At 64.1% G+C, this 20,416-nt stretch carries 23 protein-coding genes; 12 read left to right on the top strand and 11 right to left on the bottom strand.

Translation table 11 applies throughout. The features are described 5' to 3' along the window. Positions 1-23: 23 nt before the first annotated feature. Both LGQ10_RS21520 and LGQ10_RS21525 read left to right on the top strand, forming a co-directional pair. Positions 24-1,400 carry an L-serine ammonia-lyase gene (locus tag LGQ10_RS21520; RefSeq protein WP_226523132.1) on the top strand — a complete coding sequence of 459 codons (1,377 nt, stop codon included), beginning with the start codon at positions 24-26 and terminating at the stop codon, positions 1,398-1,400. 426 nt (positions 1,401-1,826) lie between these two features. Then, on the top strand, positions 1,827-2,930 hold the full coding sequence (locus tag LGQ10_RS21525) for a GlxA family transcriptional regulator (RefSeq protein WP_058436369.1): 1,104 nt from the start codon (positions 1,827-1,829) through the stop codon (positions 2,928-2,930). Here the strand turns inward: LGQ10_RS21525 and aac(6') are convergent, their stop codons facing one another. After that, on the bottom strand, positions 2,931-3,377 hold the full coding sequence (aac(6'), locus tag LGQ10_RS21530; protein WP_058436370.1) for an aminoglycoside 6'-N-acetyltransferase: 447 nt from the start codon (positions 3,375-3,377) through the stop codon (positions 2,931-2,933). Between the two features lie 66 nt (positions 3,378-3,443). Beyond that, positions 3,444-3,707 (bottom strand): hypothetical protein, encoded by a 264-nt coding sequence (locus LGQ10_RS21535; RefSeq protein WP_058436371.1) that lies wholly within the window; start codon positions 3,705-3,707, stop codon positions 3,444-3,446. A gap of 265 nt (positions 3,708-3,972) precedes the next feature. On the opposite strand from LGQ10_RS21535, the gene LGQ10_RS21540 reads away from it, so the two are divergent. Both LGQ10_RS21540 and LGQ10_RS21545 read left to right on the top strand, forming a co-directional pair. Further along, entirely contained in the window at positions 3,973-4,401 is a 429-nt protein-coding gene (locus LGQ10_RS21540; protein WP_226523133.1) for a DUF4952 domain-containing protein, read from the top strand. 228 nt (positions 4,402-4,629) lie between these two features. Continuing rightward, on the top strand, positions 4,630-5,580 hold the full coding sequence (locus LGQ10_RS21545) for a TIGR03899 family protein (protein ID WP_226523134.1): 951 nt from the start codon (positions 4,630-4,632) through the stop codon (positions 5,578-5,580). Positions 5,581-5,665: 85 nt separating this feature from the next. On the opposite strand, the gene LGQ10_RS21550 is transcribed toward LGQ10_RS21545, so the two are convergent. From LGQ10_RS21550 to LGQ10_RS21565, 4 genes are all read right to left on the bottom strand, one after another. Next, entirely contained in the window at positions 5,666-6,142 is a 477-nt protein-coding gene (locus LGQ10_RS21550) for a thioesterase family protein (protein WP_226523135.1), read from the bottom strand. Positions 6,143-6,189: 47 nt separating this feature from the next. Next, entirely contained in the window at positions 6,190-7,155 is a 966-nt protein-coding gene (locus LGQ10_RS21555; protein ID WP_226523136.1) for an L-carnitine dehydrogenase, read from the bottom strand. Positions 7,156-7,311: 156 nt separating this feature from the next. Further along, complete coding sequence (locus tag LGQ10_RS21560) at positions 7,312-8,199, bottom strand: 3-keto-5-aminohexanoate cleavage protein (protein WP_058437231.1); 888 nt, start codon at positions 8,197-8,199, stop codon at positions 7,312-7,314. Positions 8,200-8,288: 89 nt separating this feature from the next. Beyond that, on the bottom strand, positions 8,289-9,233 hold the full coding sequence (locus LGQ10_RS21565; RefSeq protein ID WP_226523137.1) for a choline ABC transporter substrate-binding protein: 945 nt from the start codon (positions 9,231-9,233) through the stop codon (positions 8,289-8,291). 193 nt (positions 9,234-9,426) lie between these two features. On the opposite strand from LGQ10_RS21565, the gene LGQ10_RS21570 reads away from it, so the two are divergent. Then, the gene (locus LGQ10_RS21570) at positions 9,427-10,374 is read left to right on the top strand and encodes a GlxA family transcriptional regulator (protein WP_226523138.1); all 948 of its coding nucleotides are present in this window, start codon (positions 9,427-9,429) and stop codon (positions 10,372-10,374) included. 93 nt (positions 10,375-10,467) lie between these two features. On the opposite strand, the gene LGQ10_RS21575 is transcribed toward LGQ10_RS21570, so the two are convergent. From LGQ10_RS21575 to LGQ10_RS21590, 4 genes are all read right to left on the bottom strand, one after another. Further along, entirely contained in the window at positions 10,468-10,884 is a 417-nt protein-coding gene (locus LGQ10_RS21575) for a DUF3010 family protein (RefSeq protein WP_058435665.1), read from the bottom strand. A gap of 37 nt (positions 10,885-10,921) precedes the next feature. Further along, on the bottom strand, positions 10,922-11,248 hold the full coding sequence (locus LGQ10_RS21580; protein WP_058435666.1) for a helix-turn-helix domain-containing protein: 327 nt from the start codon (positions 11,246-11,248) through the stop codon (positions 10,922-10,924). Continuing rightward, positions 11,229-11,444: a type II toxin-antitoxin system RelE family toxin gene (locus LGQ10_RS21585; protein ID WP_226526176.1), complete on the bottom strand. Its 216-nt coding sequence runs from the start codon at positions 11,442-11,444 to the stop codon at positions 11,229-11,231. Before LGQ10_RS21585 ends, LGQ10_RS21580 begins: the two co-directional genes overlap by 20 nt. Positions 11,445-11,581: 137 nt before the next feature. Next, the gene (locus LGQ10_RS21590; protein ID WP_058435667.1) at positions 11,582-12,496 is read right to left on the bottom strand and encodes a LysR family transcriptional regulator; all 915 of its coding nucleotides are present in this window, start codon (positions 12,494-12,496) and stop codon (positions 11,582-11,584) included. A 176-nt stretch (positions 12,497-12,672) separates the two neighbouring features. On the opposite strand from LGQ10_RS21590, the gene LGQ10_RS21595 reads away from it, so the two are divergent. The 4 genes from LGQ10_RS21595 to LGQ10_RS21610 all read left to right on the top strand — a co-directional run bounded on the left by LGQ10_RS21595 (position 12,673) and on the right by LGQ10_RS21610 (position 15,913). Continuing rightward, positions 12,673-14,004 carry a nucleobase:cation symporter-2 family protein gene (locus LGQ10_RS21595; RefSeq protein ID WP_226523139.1) on the top strand — a complete coding sequence of 444 codons (1,332 nt, stop codon included), beginning with the start codon at positions 12,673-12,675 and terminating at the stop codon, positions 14,002-14,004. A 62-nt stretch (positions 14,005-14,066) separates the two neighbouring features. Further along, on the top strand, positions 14,067-14,576 hold the full coding sequence (locus LGQ10_RS21600) for a nucleoside deaminase (protein WP_226523140.1): 510 nt from the start codon (positions 14,067-14,069) through the stop codon (positions 14,574-14,576). Further along, complete coding sequence (locus LGQ10_RS21605; RefSeq protein ID WP_058438096.1) at positions 14,573-14,923, top strand: hydroxyisourate hydrolase; 351 nt, start codon at positions 14,573-14,575, stop codon at positions 14,921-14,923. The genes LGQ10_RS21600 and LGQ10_RS21605 overlap by 4 nt, the downstream gene beginning before the upstream one ends. Positions 14,924-15,103: 180 nt before the next feature. Next, complete coding sequence (locus tag LGQ10_RS21610) at positions 15,104-15,913, top strand: outer membrane protein OmpK (protein WP_413247564.1); 810 nt, start codon at positions 15,104-15,106, stop codon at positions 15,911-15,913. Between the two features lie 26 nt (positions 15,914-15,939). On the opposite strand, the gene LGQ10_RS21615 is transcribed toward LGQ10_RS21610, so the two are convergent. Next, the gene (locus LGQ10_RS21615) at positions 15,940-16,344 is read right to left on the bottom strand and encodes a lysozyme inhibitor LprI family protein (protein WP_058438094.1); all 405 of its coding nucleotides are present in this window, start codon (positions 16,342-16,344) and stop codon (positions 15,940-15,942) included. 240 nt (positions 16,345-16,584) lie between these two features. Between LGQ10_RS21615 and LGQ10_RS21620 the strand changes: the two genes are divergently transcribed. From LGQ10_RS21620 to dgcA, 3 genes are all read left to right on the top strand, one after another. Continuing rightward, positions 16,585-17,562, top strand: a complete 978-nt coding sequence (locus LGQ10_RS21620; RefSeq protein WP_226523141.1) for a dipeptidase — start codon at positions 16,585-16,587, stop codon at positions 17,560-17,562. Positions 17,563-17,721: 159 nt separating this feature from the next. Continuing rightward, positions 17,722-18,252 (top strand): DUF5943 domain-containing protein, encoded by a 531-nt coding sequence (locus LGQ10_RS21625; protein WP_058434211.1) that lies wholly within the window; start codon positions 17,722-17,724, stop codon positions 18,250-18,252. Between the two features lie 15 nt (positions 18,253-18,267). Further along, positions 18,268-20,328, top strand: a complete 2,061-nt coding sequence (dgcA, locus tag LGQ10_RS21630; protein WP_058434212.1) for a dimethylglycine demethylation protein DgcA — start codon at positions 18,268-18,270, stop codon at positions 20,326-20,328. Positions 20,329-20,416: the final 88 nt, after the last annotated feature.

Consider the following 20,416-nt stretch of genomic DNA (forward strand, 5'->3'; position numbering starts at 1 on the left):
GCTCATCGAGGAGTCACCCAGCCATGGCTATCAGCGTTTTCGACCTGTTCAAAATCGGCATCGGCCCGTCCAGTTCCCACACCGTCGGACCCATGCGCGCCGCGGCGCTGTTCGTCCAGGCCCTGGGTGAAAAACAGCTCCTCGGACAGGTGCGGCGCATCGAGGTGCGGCTCTACGGTTCGCTGTCGGCCACCGGTATCGGCCACGGCAGCGACAACGCGGTGATCATGGGCCTGATGGGCGAGTGGCCGGATGCAATCGATCCGTCGCTGATCGGCACCCGTATCGAGCTGCTGCGGGAAACCGCCACCTTGCTGCTCGATGGGCGCCTGCCCGTGCCGTTCATCTGGTCCCGGGACATGCGCCTGCTGGACGAGAACCTGCCGTTCCACCCCAACGCCATGACCCTGGTGGCCGAGGGCGAGGGCGGGGAGCTGCACCGTGACACCTACTATTCGGTAGGCGGCGGTTTCGTCGTCGACCAGGCCCAGGCCGACAGCGGGGTGTCCGACCTGGATCGCAGCGAGTTGCCTTATGAGTTTTCCAGTGCGGTGGAGCTGCTCCAGCTGTGCCGCCAGCACAACCTGCGAGTGGCCGAGCTGATGCTGGCCAACGAGAAGACCTGGCGCCCGGAAGCAGAAATCCGCAGCGGGCTGATGACCCTCTGGCGTGCCATGCAGGACTGCGTGGAGCAAGGCCTCAAGCACGAGGGCACCTTGCCCGGCGGGCTCAACGTGCGGCGTCGCGCAGCCAAGCTGCACCGCAGCCTGCAGGAGTTGAACAAGCCCAATGTGATCGGTTCGACCCTCAGTGCCATGGAGTGGGTCAACCTCTACGCCCTGGCGGTCAACGAAGAAAACGCCGCCGGCGGGCGCATGGTCACCGCGCCCACCAATGGCGCGGCGGGCATCATCCCCGCGGTCCTGCACTATTTCATGAAGTTCAGCGACGACGTGACCGACGCCAACGTGGTGGACTTCTTTCTCGGCGCCGCTGCCATCGGCATCCTGTGCAAGAAGAACGCCTCGATCTCCGGCGCCGAAGTCGGTTGCCAGGGCGAAGTCGGCTCGGCCTGTGCCATGGCCGCAGCCGGCCTGGCGGAGATTCTCGGCGCCACCCCCGAACAGCTGTGCAACGCCGCGGAAATCGGCCTGGAGCACAACCTCGGCCTGACCTGCGACCCGGTGGGCGGGCTGGTGCAGGTGCCTTGCATCGAGCGCAACGCGATTGCCGCGGTCAAGGCGATCAATGCCGCGCAGATGGCCCTGCGTGGCGATGGCCAGCACTTCATTTCCCTGGACCGGGTGATTCGCACCATGCGCGATACCGGCGCCGACATGCACGACAAATATAAAGAGACCTCCCGCGGTGGCCTGGCGGTCAGCGCGGTGGAGTGCTGAGCGGATCGGGCGGGCGAACGCGCGCCCAAATGGCCCGGCGCCCGGGCCGATGCCACCTTTTGGCGCGTCGCGGATAGGCACGCGGCCCAATCGATCCGACCACCCCTTGCGCACGCCGGCCCGGTTGCGCTTTGAGTGACACTCGCCGGTACCGACTTCCCGCAGCGCCTCTACAAGTGCTACCTAACTGCTCACCGTCTTCGGCAGCCGCCTGCCGAGCGGTCCTCGCACGCTGCTAATCCGCACTTAGGCAAGGGCTATATAGACGCTTCACGACGTCGTTTTCAGGAGTTATTGAATGCCCATTCAACTTTAGGCATGGCAATTGCTCTGTGGTGAACAAGCCCGTTTCCATCGAGGAACAGGCACCAATAAAAAGAGCCTCCGCCTGAGGCCATCACCCGCTTTGTGTGAGGAGATATCGCGATGACGTCGTTCAACTCCGGGGCTCAACCCCAGAACCGTGCGCCTCAATCCATAGGCTTTTTGCTGCTGGATAATTTCACGCTGATTTCCCTGGCTTCCGCAGTCGAACCCCTGCGCATGGCCAACCAACTGTCCGGTCGTGAGCTGTACCGCTGGACCACCCTCAGCGTCGATGGCGGCCAGGTCTGGGCCAGCGACGGCCTGCAGATCACCCCCGATGCCTCCATGCACAAGGCCCCCAACCTGGATACCGTGATCGTCTGTGGCGGCATCGGCATCCAGCGCACCGTCACTCGCGAGCATGTGTCCTGGCTGCAGAGCCAGGCACGCCAGTCCCGGCGCCTGGGCGCGGTGTGCACCGGCAGCTGGGCCCTGGCCTGCGCCGGTCTGCTGGACGGCTTCGATTGCAGCGTGCACTGGGAGTGCCTGGCGTCGATGCAGGAAGCCTTCCCACGAGTGGCCATGAGCACCCGCCTGTTCACCCTCGACCGCAACCGCTTCACCAGCTCCGGCGGCACGGCGCCCCTGGACATGATGCTGCACCTGATCAGTCGCGATCACGGCCGCGAACTGTCGGCGGCGATTTCGGAGATGTTCGTCTACGAACGCATCCGCAATGAGCAGGACCACCAGCGCGTCCCGCTCAAGCACATGCTTGGCACCAACCAGCCGAAGCTGCAGGAAATCGTCGCGCTGATGGAAGCCAACCTGGAGGAGCCGATCGACCTCGACGAGCTGGCGGTATACGTGGCGGTATCACGTCGGCAGCTGGAGCGGCTGTTCCAGAAGTACCTGCACTGTTCGCCCTCGCGCTACTACCTCAAGCTGCGGCTGATCCGCGCCCGGCAACTGCTCAAGCAGACGCCGATGTCGATCATCGAAGTGGCCTCGGTCTGCGGGTTTGTCTCCACGCCGCACTTCTCCAAGTGCTATCGCGAGTACTTCGGCATCCCGCCGCGGGACGAGCGCATCGGCTCCAACACCACCCAGCAGGTGGCGATGATGCCGTTGCCCCAGGCCATGGTGCTTGCACCGTTGTCGGGGCCGCTGTCGGCCCTGAGCCAGGCACGCAACGAGTCCACGTTCGCCAGCGTGCGCCTCTAGTCACAGGGCTTTCTTGAAGTACACCACCCGCTCGGTTTCCGCGAAACCGAGCGCCTGGTGCAGCGCTTGGCTGGCCAGGTTGTCCAGGCCGGTGTCCGAGGCCAGTTGCGTGCAGCCTAGCTGTCGGCCCCACTGGCTCACCTGTTCGATCAAGCGTTGGGCTATGCCCTGGCGCCGATGTTCGGGAGCGACGTAGATACCTTCCAGGAACACCACTGGCGAGCTGTCGGTGCCGTTGACATAGTCGTGGCGCAATGACGCTTCGGCCAGGCCCAGCGCCTGGCTATCGGCGGCCAGGGCCAGCCAGCAGCCGTAGCGCTGCGGTTCGGCCAGCATCTGGCGGATTTCAGCCTGATGCTCGTCTGCCGGACAGTCGGGCCACAGCGCCTGGCGCAATTGCAGCCACTGGTGGGGGTTGGCGATAACGCCGGGTTGAATTCGGATCATCAACGCTTGCCTGTGTCGGCCTGAGGAAGGCGGACTCTAGCAAGCGCTTCGGGCGCCCGGGGAGACTCAGGCGCGTTTTTGCTGCTGGTACTCGGCCAGCGCCGGTAGCAGCTGGCGATCGATGGCCTGGCGCACGGCGGGAAGAATGGTCGCATTGCCCATGAGCATCTGCTCGACCATGCCCTTGAGCGCCTTGGCCCGCGCATCGCTCAGGCCCCTGACCGCACATTCGCAGGCCTGCTCGGCGCTGGCGCCTGCGGGCATCTCGAAACCCAGGGCCCGGAGTTGTCCCAGCAGGTCGTCCTGGTCAATCAAATCCGCATGCATCATGACGCTTATCCTTGTTCAGGGAATGTGGTCGCCAGCCGATTCTCGTAGGCCGTATCGGTGGCGGCAAGGGCAGATCGTCGCGATGGCCCGTTTACCTATGAACAGGTCGTTTTCGGCTAAGTCGAGCCCCTCGAGCCTGGCTGGCCATGGCAGTGCTCAAGGTGGCAAAGAAACTGCCACCGCTGGGGTCGCCCACAGGTATTCTGCGCAGCGGTCGACATTTGACGGGGCGACCGTCTACGCGCAAAACAGGGAGCTTGAGTTGATGAAAGTGCTGTTCAGAGGGTGCCTGGCCGGTCTGTTGTGGCTGTTTTCCACTGGTGCCTGGGCAGGTCCCGAGTGTGCCGACTTTCTTCGGGATGGCGCCAGGCCGCCGCAGGTCCTCGAGTTTGTCGGTTGCGAATCCGCACCGCAGGCGCAGGGAGCGCCATTGACCGCCACCTATCGGGTCGAAGGTCGGCATGCCCACGAGGTAGAGCGCTACCTGCAGCGCCTGACGGGGCAGATGGGCGACTTGACGTTCGTCTGCTGCGGCTGGGAAACCAAGGGTTTCACCTCCTACCGGGACAAGGCCAGCGGCCGCCAGTACCAGCTCGGCATGGGCTCCGAGGAAACGCCCTATAACCGGCGTGGGGACTGGCACAAGATCGACTATTTCTACGTGAGGGTGGTGCTGTATACCGAGGAAGTCTGAAGCTCGCCCCATGGCCCTTTTACCTATGAGCAGGTCGTATTCGGCTAACCGGCGCCAGGGCAGAGTGGGCAGACTGGCTCCAGCTGGCGTCGGAACGGTTTGGTCACCTTCACCGCAGCTCCTCAGAAGTAGTCCTGCCCCGATCCTGTCACGGCTTGATCGGGGCTTTTTTCGTGTGCTTGCCGGTTGTGCGATAGTGCCCCTCGTTCAACTTTCGCGAGAGTGTCCATGGAAGAGGAAGCGCCAGTGTCGGACAAGGTCCTGAACAAACTGATCGAGACGATTTCCAACGGCTGCGGCCATCTGTACCGACCCATCGGCCTGCGCCGTGATGCCGATGCCCAGGCCTATAGCGTGCTCAAGCTGGGCCAGGCCAGGACCGAAGCGGAAATCCAGCGTGAAGAGGCGTTGCTGGCGGCGGACCACCAGCGCCGCTCGGTCATGCTCCAGCATGACGAGGACCTGGCCCGGCGCAGCGCCAAGCGCAGGTTGCACCAGGAACTGCTGAAGCAGGAAAACCTCGAGCGGATCTTTGCCAAGGCCCTGGAAAACCCTCCCGAGTCCGCCGTCGAGGAAAGCGTCGACCAGGACTGGCTGACCGACTTCGTCGAACGCGCCGAGAAGATTTCCTCGCAGCAGATGCAAGCGCTCTGGGCCAGGATCCTGTCATTGGAAGTGGGTAACCCGGGCAGTTTTTCCGTGCGTGCGATGGATGTGCTCAAGAGCATGACTGGCGCCGAAGCCAATGCCTTCCGCAAGCTCTGCGCGATAGCCGCAAGGCTGGGCAGGAACAGCGCCCCGGTGGTCATCGTCAATGGCCGGCGCAAGCTGCGCTGGTTCAATGCCCTGGCCGACATCGACCTTAAAGACCTGGAATTGCACCGCTGTGGCATTCCCCTTACAGACCAGCTCGCGCTCGAGGCACTGGGCCTGATCCATGCCAAGGAGCTGTGCATCTCCGATCTGCCGGCCGCCACCGTGCTGGATTTCGACTTCTACTCGAAGTCCCTGCGGGTTGAAATGCTGAAGGACAAGTCGACCCTGGCGTTCATCAACTTCACCGGCGTGGGCGCCGAGCTCTACCAACTGCTGGACGAAGAGGTGAACCCGGATTACGTCGAGCTGCTCCAGGACAAGCTGCAGAAGATCGCCAAGGTCGAGCTGATCGACCGTCCCTGAGCGTTGGCCGTGCCCGATCCTTTCAGGCATGGCCAACACCGTTGTTGCCCAGGGACGGTGTTCGGGGTGTCTCCTGCTCGGCTCGTTACGGTGACGCGGGCAGGCCGATCACCCGGCCGACCCAGGTTGGGGGCGGCAGGTCGGCCTGCTCGGCGAGCAGGGCTTGCAGGCGCTGCAGCGCCGCATCGGCGAACGGCGCCGAATGCGGGCCGGCGAGGTCGACATGGAGCAGCATCTGTTCGTTGCCGGCCAGTTCCTGGGCGTCACCTGCCTTGTGCAGGCTGTGGTACAGGTGCAGGCGCTTGCGGTCATGGCCGATGATCTGGGTGCGTACTTCGACCTCGGCATCGAGCTTCACTTCGTGCAGGTAGTTCAGGTGCAGTTCCAGGGTGAACAACGAGTGGCCGCTGGCCTCGCGGTTGTCGCTGTCCAGCCCCAGGCGGTCCATCAGGGCATCGGTGGCGTAGCTGAAGATCAGCAGGTAGAAGGCGTCGCGCAGATGGCCGTTGTAGTCGACCCAGTCGGCACTGATGCGGGTGTTGTAGGTGGTCAATGCTGGCATGTCACAGGCTCGCGGCTATGGCTACGGGAGTGGCTACTGGAATGGCGTTACTCGCTGAAACTCATGCCATGCCTGGCCTTGGTGTTCTTCACCGCCTCCAGCACCGCCAGCAGGCAATCGTCGCGATAGCGTTCCAGGGCGGCGATGCTGTGCTTGCCCAACTGTTCGGCGGTGCCTTCGACCACATCGTCGATCAGCTTGTCGGTCAGTTCCGGGGCTGGCAGGTAGGTCCAGGGCAGCTGCAACGCCGGGCCGAACTGGGCCATGAAATGGCGCATGCCGGCATCGCCACCGGCCAGGGTGTAGGTGAGGAAGGTGCCCATGAACGACCAGCGCAGGCCGGCCCCGAAGCGGATCGCATCATCGATCTCGCCGGTGCTCGCCACGCCGTCGTTGACCAGATGCAAGGCTTCGCGCCACAGGGCTTCGAGCAAGCGATCGGCGATGAACCCGGGGACTTCCTTGCGCACATGCAGCGGGCGCATGCCCAGGGATTCATAGACCTGGATCGCCGCTTGCACGGCCTCGGGTGCGGTGTGCTGGCCGCCCACCACTTCCACCAGCGGCAGCAGGTACACCGGATTGAACGGGTGGCCCACCACGCAGCGTTCCGGGTGGGTCGAGCCTTCGTAGAATTCGCTGGGCAACAGCCCCGAGGTGCTGGAGCCGATCAAGGCATCGGGCTTGGCTGCCGCGCTGATCTGGGCGTGCAGCTGCAGCTTGAGCTCCAGGCGTTCCGGAGCGCTTTCCTGGATGAAGTCCGCGTTGCGCACGCATTCCTCGATGGTCGCCACGAAACGCAGGCGCTCCTGGGAGGCGCCGGGCGCCAGGCCGTTTTTCTCCAGCGCGCCCCAGGCGTTGCCCACCCGCTTGCGCAGTGCGGCCTCGGCGCCGGGCGCCGGGTCCCAGGCCACCACGTCAAGGCCGTGGGCCAGGGCACGGGCCACCCAGCCGCTGCCGATCACGCCACTGCCCAGGGCGGCGAAAGTCTTGATGTCGGTGATAAAACTCATGGTCATTTCCTGAAAGAGTATTTGGGACCTTGTAGGAGCGAGGCTTGCCCGCGATGACGTCGGGGCAGGCCATGCATTGGCGTCGCCCCGGCCACGGTTAGCACGGGCAACACGGATCGCCGCCCGCTCGCTCCTACAGATAAAGGTGTCAGGGGATCAGCCGCGCTTGTTCAGGCCCATCTTCTGGCGGCCCTCGGCCGGGGTCAGGACGCGGGCGCCCAGGCGGCTGAGGATCTCGCTGGCGCGTTCCACCAGTTGGCCGTTGGTCGCCAGCACGCCCTTGTCCAGCCACAGGTTGTCTTCCAGGCCAACCCGCACGTTGCCGCCCAGCAGGACCGCCTGCGCGGCCATCGGCATCTGCATGCGGCCGATGCCAAAGCCGGCCCAGACCGCGTCCGGTGGCAGGTTGTCGACCATGGCCTTCATGGTGGTGGTATCCGCCGGGGCGCCCCAGGGAATGCCCAGGCACAGCTGGAACAGCGGGTCGTCCAGCAGGCCTTCCTTGATCATCTGCTTGGCGAACCACAGGTGGCCGGTGTCGAAGATCTCCAGCTCGGCCTTCACCCCCAGTTCCTGGATGCGCCGGGCACCGGCCCGCAGCTGGGCCGGGGTCGAGACGTAGACGGTGTCGCCATCGCCGAAATTCAGGGTGCCGCAGTCCAGGGTGCAGATCTCCGGCAGCAGCGCCTCGACGTGGGCCAGGCGCGCCAGCGGACCCACCAGGTCGGTATTGGGACCGAACTCGGTGGGGCGCTCACCCGGGCCTATCTCCAGGTCGCCGCCCATGCCGGCCGTGAGGTTGACGATGATGTCGACGTCAGCCTCGCGGATGCGCTCCATGACTTCGCGGTACAGCGCCACGTCGCGGCTGAACTTGCCGGTGCGCGGATCACGCACATGGCAGTGGACCACCGTGGCCCCGGCCTTGGCGGCCTCCACTGCGGCGGCGGCAATCTGTTGCGGCGTGACCGGCACATGGGGGCTCTTGGCGGTGGTATCGCCGGCCCCGGTGAGTGCGCAGGTGATGATGACGTCGTGGTTCATGGTGCGATTCCTTACAGGCGTGTTTGCTGGGGCATGGCGCTGCCGTGCGCGGCCCTCGGCGGGCGGCGCAGCGACAGGGGGCTTGCAGGTTATTGGCGGGTCAGTTGCAGGTGCTCGATGGCCGGCTTGCCATCGAAGGTGGTCACCCCCGCGAGCCAGCGCTGCTGGTCCTGCGGGTGCTCCTTGAGCCATTGGCGGGCGGACTCCAGGGCGTCCTTGTGATCGAGCAGCGGTTGCATCATGCGGCTCTCGTCCTCGGCGCTGAAGGTCAGGTTGGCCAGCAGACGGCTGACGTTGGGGCATGCCTGGGCGTAGTTCGGCGCAGTGACTGTCCAGACCGTGGCCCTGCCTTCATCGGGCCCCAGGGCGTTGTCGCTGCCGGAGAGGTAGGTCATCTGCACGTTGACGTTCATCGGGTGTGGCGTCCAGCCGAAGAACACCACCGCTTCCTTGCGCCGTACCGCGCGGTCCACCGCGGCGAGCATGCCGGCCTCGCTGGACTCCACCAGCTGGAACTTGCCGAGGCCGAACTGGTTCTTGGTGATCATCGCCTTGATCTGGGTATTGGCGCCCGAGCCGGGTTCGATGCCATAGATCTTGCCGCCCAGCTCCTTCTCGAAGCGGGCGATGTCGGCGAAGCTCTTCAGGCCCTTTTCAGCCAGGTAGGTGGGGACGGCGAGGGTGGCGCGAGCGTCTTTCAGGCTCGGCTGGTCGAGGACCTTGACCTGCCCGGCCTCGACGAACGGGGTGATGGTCTGGGTCATCAGCGGGTTCCAGTAGCCGAGGAACAGGTCCAGGCGCTGGTCACGGATGCCGGCGAAGATGATCTGCTGCGAGGCGCTGGTCTGCTTGGTCTTGTAGCCGAGACCGTCGAGCAGGACCTGGGCCATGGCGCTGGTGGCGATCACGTCGGTCCAGTTGACGGCGCCCAGGCGCACGTTCTGGCAACTGGCGGCATCGGCGGCCATGGCCCCGGAGCTGAACAGGACAGTACCGCTAAGCGCCAGTACACAACGGCTGATCAGTCGTTTCATGAGGGTTTCCTCGGCAGGTCGTTATTGTGGGCCCGGCGTCTTCGTGCGCCGGTGATGCCACGTTACGCAGCTGGCGAGGATGGAAAGCGCACAGCGGCGACCGGCTCTTGCACTGCAGCGACCTCGCGTCTTGAAGCCGCCCGGGAAACGGCGTATCACAGTGGCCACGCCGCCCGTCCTCCGAGTGCGTTCCATGTCCCAGGATTTCTACTTCTTGCTGCTGCCGGGGTTCTCGGCCATTGGCTTCATCTCGGCCATCGAGCCGCTGCGGGTGGCCAACCGCTTTCGCGGCGAGCTGTATCGCTGGCATGTACTGAGTGCGGACGGCGGGGCAGTGCTGGCCAGCAACGGCATGTCGGTCAATGCCGAGGCGGCGCTGGAACCGTTGAAGAAGGGCGCCACCTTGCTGGTGGTGGCCGGCTTCGAGCCGTTGCAGTCTTTTACTGCGTCCCTGGAGCACTGGTTGCGCCGCCTGGATGGGGACGGCGTGAGCCTGGGCGGGATCGACACCGGCAGCGTGGTGCTGGCCGAGGCCGGGCTGCTGGAAGGGCACCGGGTCGCCCTGCACTGGGAGGCCATCGACGCGTTCAAGGAATCCTATCCGCAGCTGTGCGTCACCCAGGAGCTATTCGAGATCGACCGGCGGCGCATCAGCTCGGCCGGCGGCACGGCGTCCATCGACATGATGCTCGACCTGATCGGCCAGGCCCATGGCCCGCAGCTGGCGATCCAGGTCAGCGAGCAGTTCGTGCTGGGGCGCATCCGCCCGCGCAAGGACCACCAGCGCATGGAAGTCGCCAGCCGCTACGGCATCAGCAACAAGAAACTGGTGCAGGTGATCGGCGAGATGGAGCAGCACAGTGAACCGCCCCTGAGCACCCTGGCCCTGGCCGAGTCGGTCAGGATCACCCGGCGCCAGCTGGAGCGCCTGTTCCGCCTGCACCTCAACGACACCCCGAGCCGCTTCTATCTCGGGCTGCGCCTGGACAAGGCCCGCCAGCTGCTGCGCCAGACCGACCTGAGCGTGCTGGAGGTGAGCATTGCCTGCGGGTTCGAATCGCCGTCCTACTTCACCCGCAGCTACCGGGCGCGTTTTGCCCGCTGCCCGCGGGAGGATCGGCAACAGCACCAGAAGGCCTGAGCCGCCCTATTGGTGGGAGCGAACTGGCTCGCGATGCAGGCAACCCGTTGGGCCAGTCGGATCGCCGCCTGCTCGCTCCTGCAGGTACGCGGGCTACTTCTTCAGCAGCGCCGCGCAGGCTGCCTTGTAGGCTTCGTGCTGGTACTTGTTGAGGCTTGCCGGCAGCTCGAAGCCGTGCTTCTTGTGCTGGGCGGTGAGGGTCTGCGGCGACAGCAGCGTCACCTCGCAGTTGTCCAGCAACTGGAACACACCCTCGATCTTGAAGGTGGTGGGGCCGCCGGCGAACTCGCCTTTCTTGCTGCGCTTCTTGATGGCGATCCGGGTAATGCCCTGCTCGCGAATGAAATCCCGTACCTGATTGGCGAAGGCCCGCACGTTGGCCGCTTCATCGTCGTCTTCCAGGGCGATCTTCTTCACCGCGATGGGCTGGTGTTCAAGCGTGCCGCCTTCCAGGGAGGCGAGGGCGAAGATGGCTTCGCTGCCCTTGATCTCGATACCGCAAATGCTCATGGGGAATCCTTGTGAAAATCGTTGGATGGTGCGCAGCTTACAGCTCCAGCTGGTCGGCGCGAATGCCGAAGGCCGCGGCGATCCGCTCGCGGGTGGTGCGGCGCGGCCGAGAAACGCTTTCCTGCTGGGCGTAGGCCGACTGGGAGATACCCAGGCGGTTGGCGACCTGTTCCTGGGTCAGGTGCAGGTGCTCGCGCCAGGCGCGGATTGGCGTGGCGCCGTCGACCATGCGGCTAACCACGTCATGGGGGATCAGGTCGGCCTGGCCGTACTGTTCCAGGTATTGCTCGTAGGGGATCACCACGAAGGCAGGCTTGCCGTCCGGGCCATGGATGATCTGGATGTCAGTAGGTACGTTCGTCACGTTTCTTGACCTCTTGGATACTGACGATATGGATCGCTGCGTCCCAGTCGAACAGAACGCGATACTGGCCCACCCTTAGGCGATAGGCATAGGCATGGCCGGATAGGGCCTTGACGTTGCCGGTGGCCGGCATACCGGCCAGCAGGGAAACTGCATCGCGAATTCGGATCTGGTGCTCGTTGTGCAATCGCAGCAGTTGCTTGACCGCTTTTCTGCTCTACAGGATCTCGTTCATGGCGACTGTATAAGTCTTTAATAAGGATTTCTAATCCTTGCTTATATTTCCCCGCCAGCCATGGCCGCAACCTTGTCCCTTTGTTGCCCGAGCGGGCTCTACCAGGTGGTGGACTGGCCGCGCCGGTCCACTTCATACACCTTGTGCTTGAGCAGGCGCTCCTTGAGCCAGCGCTCGGCCTTGCCCATCACCCGCTGGCGGGCCCAGAGCAGGTCGACACCCACCAGCCAGTCGGTGTGGGGGTAGGCGCCCAGTTGCAACTCCACCAGCTCGCCGCTGGCCAGTTCGCGCTGGATCAGTTGCCGCGGCAGGGTCGCCCAACCGAGGCCGGCGCGGACCATTTCCAGCAGCGCCAGGTAATTCTCCGCTTGCCACAACTGGGTAGCCCGCAGGTACTCGCTGCTGGGCAGCTTCTCGGCATGGGCGCTGAAAGCCAGGCGCCGGTGCACATGCAGGTCGTCGAAGGTCACGGTGTCCAGGTGCGCCAGGGGATGCTGCGGATGGCAGACGTGCAACATGATCAGCTTGCCCAGTTGCTGGAACTCCAGCTCCTGGGGATAACCCGGCTGGGAGAAAGCGACCCCCAGCACCGCTTCGCCCCGAGCCACCAGTTCACTGGCGTCCCCTGAAAGGGGGTGGCGGATCATCAGGTCGACGTAGGGAAAGGCCTGCTCGAACTCGTGCAACACCGGTATCAGTGGGCCGTAAGGGGTCTCGATAACAAGTGACAGGCGCGGCTCGACCACCTCCGACAGGCAGTCGGCGTGGGCCTGCAGGGTCAGGCAGCGCTCCATCACTGCCTCGGCCTGCAGCAGCATCTTCTGCCCGGCGGCGGTCAGTACCGGGGTGCGCGCCGAGCGATCGAACAGCTCCACCCCCAGGTCGGTTTCCAGATTGCCGATGGCCACGCTGACCGTGGACTGGGTCTTGCCCAGCTTGCGCGCCGCCGCGGAGAACGATCCGCTTTGCGCCGCCTGGACGAACATCTGCAGTTGATCGAGTGAAAAGCGCATCGGATTTATCGCTCTTGGCTGGGGTTTATCTATCGTAAAAAACGATAGCTGCTGATTTGTTTCATCGTATTCAAGCACAGATCATGCCCCCCGACGTCCGAACTTCCTGCCTGGGGTTCGCCCCCGGATGCCTGCCAGAACAACAACAAAAGCTGCACCTTCAGGAGACACAAGCCATGAGCCTCAAACGCGTTCATCCGGTGGATGAAATCTTGCCCCTGCGCCAACTGTTCACGTTCGGCCTGCAACACGTTCTGGTGATGTACGCCGGAGCGGTGGCGGTGCCCTTGATTCTGGGCAGTGCCCTGGGGCTGACCTCGGCCCAAGTGGTGATGCTGATCAATGCCAACCTGCTGACTTCCGGCATTGCCACGTTGATCCAGACCCTGGGTTTCTGGCGCTTTGGCGCGCGCTTGCCGATGATCCAGGGCTGCTCGTTCATCGCCCTGGCTCCGATGATCATGATCGGCAAGGAATTCGGCCTTACCGAAGTGTTCGGCGCGGTGATCGCCGCCGGCGCCATCACCATTGCCCTGGCACCGGTCTTCAGCCGCTTGCTGCGTTTCTTTCCGCCGGTAGTGATCGGCAGCCTGATCACCATCATCGGTATTTCGCTGATGCCCGCGGCGGCGATCTGGCTCGGGGGTGGCAACCCATCGGCGGAGAGCTTCGGCGCCCCGGCCAACCTGTTGCTGGGGCTGGCCACGGTGACGGTGACCCTGGTGATCTACGCCAAGTTCTCCGGTTTTATCGGCAACCTCAGTGTGTTGATCGGCTTGTTCGTGGGCAGCTTGATTGCCGCAGCCTTCGGCATGACCCACTTTGGCCAGGTGAGCAGCGCCGCCTGGTTTGAACTCAGCCCGCCGATGGCGTTTGGTACACCGCAGTTCTCGCTGATGCCGATCCTGGTGATGACCCTGGCGATGCTGGTGATCATGGCCGAGACCACGGGTAACTGCCTGGCCATCGGCAAGCTCACCGGCAAGCCCACCACCCAGCGCACCCTGGGGGACGCCTTTCGTGCCGACGGCCTGTCCACCATGCTCGGGGGCCTGTTCAACAGCTTTCCCTACAACGCCTTCACCCAGAACACCGGGTTGATTGCGCTTTCCAACGTGCGCAGCCGCTACGTGGTGGCCGCTGCGGGGGCGATCATGGTGCTGATGGGGCTGTTTCCCAAGCTGGGGGCGCTGATCGCCGCAGTGCCGACGCCGGTGCTCGGCGGCTGCGCCATCGTGATGTTTGGCATGACCACCGTTGCCGGCATCCAGGAACTGTCGCGGGTCACGTTCGAGGGGACCCGCAACGGCATCATCGTCGCGGTGTCGGTGAGTGTCGGGGTCTTGCCGATGTCCTTCCCGGCGTTGTTCGAGCATGCCGGCGGCGCCCTCAAGCTGGTGCTGGAAAGCGGCATCTTCCTCGGTGCGATCACTGCCATCGTGCTCAACATCCTGCTTAATCCGCAAACCCGCGAAGCCGTCCCGGCGGGCGCCGAACTCAACGACTGAAAGGTTTTATCTCCCGTCCTGATGCAGGGCGGGATTCTTTTGCATGCCCTAAGGAGGTCGACATGACCCGCTTCACTTCTCTTGTACCTACCGGCGTTACCGAGCTGGACCTGCAACTGCTGCGCCAGAGTATCGAACTGGCCGAGGCAGCCAAGGCACGCGGTCGCCACCCGTTCGCCGCGCTGGTGGCCGACCGCGACGGCAAGGTCATCGCCAGCGCCGGCAATAACTCGATGCCGCCCGAAGGAGATCCCACCCAGCACGCCGAGCTTGCCGCGGCGGCCATGGCCGCGAAGGTCCTCAGCCCGCAGGACCTGGGCCAGTGCACGCTCTACACCAGTGCCGAGCCATGCTGCATGTGCTCGGGGGCGATCTATTGGACCGGTATCGGCCGGGTGGTCTATGCGCTCTCGGAGCATGCCTTGCTGGGCCTGACCGGCGATCACCCGGAAAACCCGACCTTCTCCCTGCCATGCCGCGAGGTGTTTGCCCGTGGGCAACGGCAGATCCCGGTGTTCGGGCCGATGCTGGAGGAGGAGGCGGCCCAGGCCCATGTGGGGTTCTGGAAGTGAGCGCCGGGGTTTCCATCCATGTGGTGGATGTGGCCAGCGGCAAGGTCGCCGAGGGGCTGATGGTCAGCATCGAGCGGGTGGACGGCGAAACGCTGTGCCGAGCAGCGATTGCCGGCAATGGCCTGCTGCCGGGGCTGCGGGAACTGGCGCCGGTACTCACCCCGGGGGTCTATGAGCTGCGCCTGGAGGTCGCCAACTACTACCGGGCCCAGGGCCAGGTCCTGCCCGAGGTGCCTTTTCTTGATGTACTGGTCTACCGCTTCGGCCTCGACGATGTGCGCCAGCACTATCACTTGCCATTCAAGCTGACGGCCTGGGGACTTTCCTGTTTCCGCGGCGGTGCCTGAGACCCGTGGTTCCACTGCGGCGTCCCTCCCATGGCGCCGCATCTTTGATCCGCCGCTGCTGCGGCGTTCCCTGCACAGGGCGGCGGATCTTTTTTGATGCCTGATACGCGCTGGGCCGGGCTGCTCCTCTTGGAATGCAGGCGTGCCGGCCTGTGCCCGATCCACAACAATAAAAAGAGGATGCACATGATGGTGGCAAAAGTATCGACCCTGCTGATCCTGGCACTGCTGGCCCCGGTGGCCCTGGCGGGGGATGACGGCCCGCTGCTCTGGCACAACGAAAGCCTGAGCTATCTGTACGGCAAGAACTTCCGGGTCAACCCGGAAAACCAGCAGACCTTCACCTTCGAACATGCCAGTGCCTGGAGCTGGGGCGATGTGTTCTTTTTCGTCGACCAGATCAATTACCAGGGCAAACCCGACTCGGGAGCCGGGCAGGAGACCTACTACGGTGAGCTGCAACCGCGCTTGAGCCTGGGCAAGCTGTCCGCACGCGACTGGTCGCTGGGGCCGATCAAGGATGTGCTGCTGGCCAGTGCCTACGAGTTCGGCGAAGGCGATACCAAGGCCTATCTACTCGGGCCGGGGTTCGACCTGGCGATCCCGGGCTTCGATTACTTCCAGCTCAACTTCTATTACCGCAAGCCCGATGGCGATCGGGTGCCGCCCGGGGCCTGGCAGGTTACTCCGTCCTGGTCGCTGACCCTGCCGCTGGGGCGCTCGGACCTGTTGATCGACGGCTACATAGACTGGGTGGTGAACAGCAAGAAAGCGGGTTCCGGCCGCCGGGATCAGAACGACTATCACAGCAACCTGCACATCAATCCGCAGATCAAGTACGACCTGGGCAAGTTCTTCGGCTATGCCCCCCGGCATCTCTACGCCGGTGTCGAATACGACTATTGGTCGAACAAGTACGGGATCAAGGATTCAGCGGCCTTCGGCACCGACCAGGACACCTTCAGCCTGCTGCTCAAATATCACTTCTGAGGTGGCCGGGAGCCCGGTGGCGGTAATCACTCCTGGGCGATGGACTCGATGAACTCCGAGCGTTCGTCGCTCATGCGTGCCAGGCAGTCGTTGCTGGCGATGTTGTAGGCCTTGCTGCCGGGCTTGGCCGGGAAGGATTCCACCGCGCAGTCGGCGTCGCGCTGCTTCTGCCACGACTGCTGGGCAGCCTTGACCTTGGCGGTAATGTCGGCCAATTGGGCCTTGTCGTTGCCGTACAAGGTACCCAGGCGCTCCAGCAGGCTCTGTACGTTGTCACTGAGCAACTGCTCGGCGGTGGTCTTGTTGTAGGTCGCGCATTCCAGGGTCTGCACGTCGTTTTCAACACCATCGCAGGGAGAACTGTCGGTTTCTTCGGCCGCCTGTATCCCGCTCGCCATGAGTACCAAGGCCAGGAAGATCGGTTTCTTCATTGCAGCGCTGCCCCCTAATCCAGTGAAGCTTTCGTTGAAGCGGCGAATTCTGGCCCAAGGTTCCGCTAAAGAACAGAGGTGCGGACAACCCTCCATCCGCTGCTTTGTCGGCCCTTGACGCTTTCGGCAATTCCCCTGTCGTTTTTGCACCGGGGCCCCCTGGTCCTCAAGCATATGCTGGCCCCAAAGCGCCGGCAGACGATTCGGCGCAGGAATCGCCAGATAAAAGGGGACAGCCTGATGAGCCCAGCCGAACTGCACGCCGACAGCATCGTTATCGATGGTCTGATCATTGCCAAATGGAACCGCGAACTGTTCGAGGACATGCGCAAGGGCGGCCTGACCGCGGCCAACTGCACGGTGTCGGTCTGGGAGGGTTTCAAGGCCACCGTCGACCAGATCGCCGCCAGCCAGAAGCTGATCCGCGACAACAGCGACCTGGTGATGCCGGTGCGCACCACCGCCGACATCCGTCGGGCCAAGGAGCAGGGCAAGACCGGCATCCTCTTCGGCTTCCAGAACGCCCATGCCTTCGAAGACCAGATCGGCTACGTGGACGTGTTCAAGCAGCTGGGCGTGGGCATCGTGCAGATGTGCTACAACACCCAGAACCTGGTGGGCACCGGCTGCTACGAGCGTGATGGCGGGCTCTCGGGCTTCGGTCGCGAGATCGTCGCCGAGATGAACCGTGTCGGCATCATGTGCGACCTGTCCCACGTCGGCTCCAAGACCAGCGAGGAAGTCATCCTCGAATCGAAGAAGCCGGTCTGCTACTCCCACTGCCTGCCTTCGGGCCTCAAGGAACACCCGCGCAACAAGTCCGATGCCGAACTGAAGTTCATCGCCGACCACGGCGGTTTCGTCGGCGTGACCATGTTCGCGCCGTTCCTGGCCAAGGGTATCGACTCGACCATCGACGACTACGCCGAGGCCATCGAGTACACCATGAACATCGTCGGTGAAGACGCCATCGGCATCGGCACCGACTTCACCCAGGGGCATGGCCAGGACTTCTTCGAGTACCTGACCCACGACAAGGGCTACGCCCGGCGCCTGACCAACTTCGGCAAGATCATCAACCCGCTGGGCATCCGCACCGTGGGCGAATTCCCCAACCTCACCGAGACCCTGCTCAAGCGCGGCCACTCCGAGCGCGTGGTGCGCAAGATCATGGGCGAGAACTGGGTGAATGTGCTCAAGGACGTCTGGGGCGAATAAGGCCAACCACTCACTGAACCGTTGTAGCCGCTGCCAAGGCACGAGGCTGCGCCAGGCTGCGTAGCGGCCCCAGGGCGGCGGTCCTGCGGACACGCATCGCAGCCTCGTGCCTCGGCAGCGGCTACATGACCTACCTACTGAATTCCGGAGTTTTGAACCATGGCCAAGATCGCCCCGCAACTGCCCATCGAAGTCGACAGCGAGACCGGCGTCTGGACGTCCGATGCCCTGCCGATGCTGTACGTGCCGCGGCATTTCTTCGTCAACAACCACATGGGCATCGAGGAAGTGCTGGGTGCCGACGCCTACGCCGAGATCCTCTACAAGGCCGGCTACAAGTCCGCCTGGCACTGGTGCGAGAAAGAAGCCCAATGCCATGGCCTGGAAGGCGTGGCGGTGTTCGAGCACTACATGAAGCGCTTGAGCCAGCGCGGCTGGGGCCTGTTCAAGATCCAGGACATCGACCTCGACCAGGGCACTGCCAGCGTCAAGCTCGAGCATTCGGCCTTCGTCTACGTCTACGGCAAGTGCGGGCGCAAGGTGGACTACATGTTCACCGGCTGGTTCGCCGGCGCCATGGACCAGATCCTGGCAGCCCGTGGCAGCAAGATCCGCACCGTGGCCGAGCAGGTCTACGGCGGTTCCGAAGACGGTCACGACGACGGCCTGTTCGTCGTCAAAGCGTTGTAAGCGGAGTTCAAGACAATGGCTTTCGAAGCGATGTTCCAGCCGATCCAGATCGGCAAACTGACCATCCGCAACCGCGTGCTCAGTACCGCCCACGCCGAGGTCTACGCCACCGACGGCGGCATGACCACCGAGCGCTACGTGAAGTACTACGAGGAAAAGGCCAAGGGCGGCATCGGCCTGGCGATCTGCGGTGGCTCATCGGTGGTGGCCATCGACAGCCCCCAGGAATGGTGGAGCTCGGTGAACCTGTCCACCGACCGGATCATCCCGCACTTTCAGAACCTCTCCGACGCCATGCACAAGCACGGCGCCAAGATCATGATCCAGATTACCCACATGGGCCGGCGCTCGCGCTGGGACGGCTTCAACTGGCCGACCCTGATGTCGCCGTCCGGGGTCCGTGAGCCGGTGCACCGCGCCACCTGCAAGACCATCGAGGTGGAAGAGATCTGGCGGGTGATCGGCAACTACGCCCAGGCGGCCCGTCGCGCCAAGGAAGGCGGCCTGGACGGCGTCGAACTGTCGGCGGTGCACCAGCACATGATCGACCAGTTCTGGAGCCCGCGGGTCAACAAGCGGACCGACGAATGGGGCGGCACCTTCGAGAAGCGCATGCGCTTCGGCCTGGAAGTGCTCAAGGCCGTGCGCGCCGAAGTCGGCGACGACTTCTGCGTCGGCATGCGCATCTGTGGCGACGAGTTCCATCCCGATGGCCTGTCCCACGAGGACATGAAGCAGATCGCCAAGTACTACGACGACACCGGCATGCTCGATTTCCTCGGCGTGGTCGGTTCCGGCTGCGACACCCACAACACCCTGGCCAACGTCATCCCCAACATGAGCTTCCCGCCGGAGCCGTTCCTGCACCTGGCGGCGGGCATCAAGGAAGTGGTCAAGGTCCCGGTGCTACACGCACAGAACATCAAGGACCCGAACCAGGCCACGCGCATCCTGGAGGGCGGCTACGTCGACATGGTGGGCATGACCCGCGCGCACATGGCCGACCCGCACCTGATCGCCAAGATCAAGATGGGCCAGATCGACCAGATCAAGCAGTGTGTCGGTGCCAACTACTGCATCGACCGCCAGTACCAGGGCCTGGACGTGCTGTGCATCCAGAACGCTGCCACTTCCCGTGAGTACATGGGGGTGCCGCACATCATCGAGAAAACCACCGGGGCCAAGCGCAAGGTGGTGGTGGTCGGAGCCGGCCCTGCCGGCATGGAGGCTGCCCGGGTGGCGGCCGAACGTGGCCACGACGTGACCCTGTTCGAGAAGAAAGAGGCGATCGGCGGGCAGATCACCACCGCGTCCAAGGCCCCGCAGCGCGACCAGATCGCCGGCATCACCCGCTGGTACCAGCTGGAACTGGCGCGCCTGAAGGTCGACCTGCGCCTGGGCACCGCGGCGGACACCGCGACCATCCTCGACCTGCGCCCCGACGTGGTGGTGCTGGCGGTGGGTGGCCATCCGTTCATCGAGCAGAACGAACACTGGGGCGCCGCCGAAGGGCTGGTGGTCAGCAGCTGGGACATCCTCGACGGCCGGGTCGCCCCGGGCAAGAACGTGCTGGTGTACGACACCATCTGCGAGTTCACCGGGATGTCGGTCACCGACTTCATCGCCGACAAGGGCTCGCAGGTGGAGATCGTCACCGACGACATCAAGCCGGGCATCGCCATTGGCGGCACCTCGTTCCCCACCTACTACCGCAGCCTGTACCCCAAGGAAGTGATCATGACCGGGGACCTGACCCTGGAAAAGGTCTACCGCGAAGGCGACAAGCTGGTGGCCGTGCTGGAGAACGAATACACCGGCGCCCGCGAGGAGCGGGTGGTGGACCAGGTGGTGGTGGAGAACGGCGTGCGTCCCGACGAGGCCCTGTACTACGGGCTCAAGGACGGTTCGCGCAACAAGGGCCAGATCGACGTCGAGGCGCTGTTCGCGATCAAGCCGCAGCCTTGCTTGAGCGAGGCGGGGGAGGGCTACCTGCTGTTCCGCATCGGCGACTGCGTATCCCAGCGCAACACCCATGCCGCGATCTACGACGCCCTGCGCCTGTGCAAGGATTTCTAAGCGCTTGTGGATAACCCCGTAGGAGCGAGGCTTGCTCGCGAAAGCGATGGATCTGCCGACACTCGTGTCGAATGCCACGACGTCTCGC

The sequence above is a fragment of the Pseudomonas sp. L5B5 genome, assembly GCF_020520285.1.
Lineage (GTDB): Bacteria > Pseudomonadota > Gammaproteobacteria > Pseudomonadales > Pseudomonadaceae > Aquipseudomonas.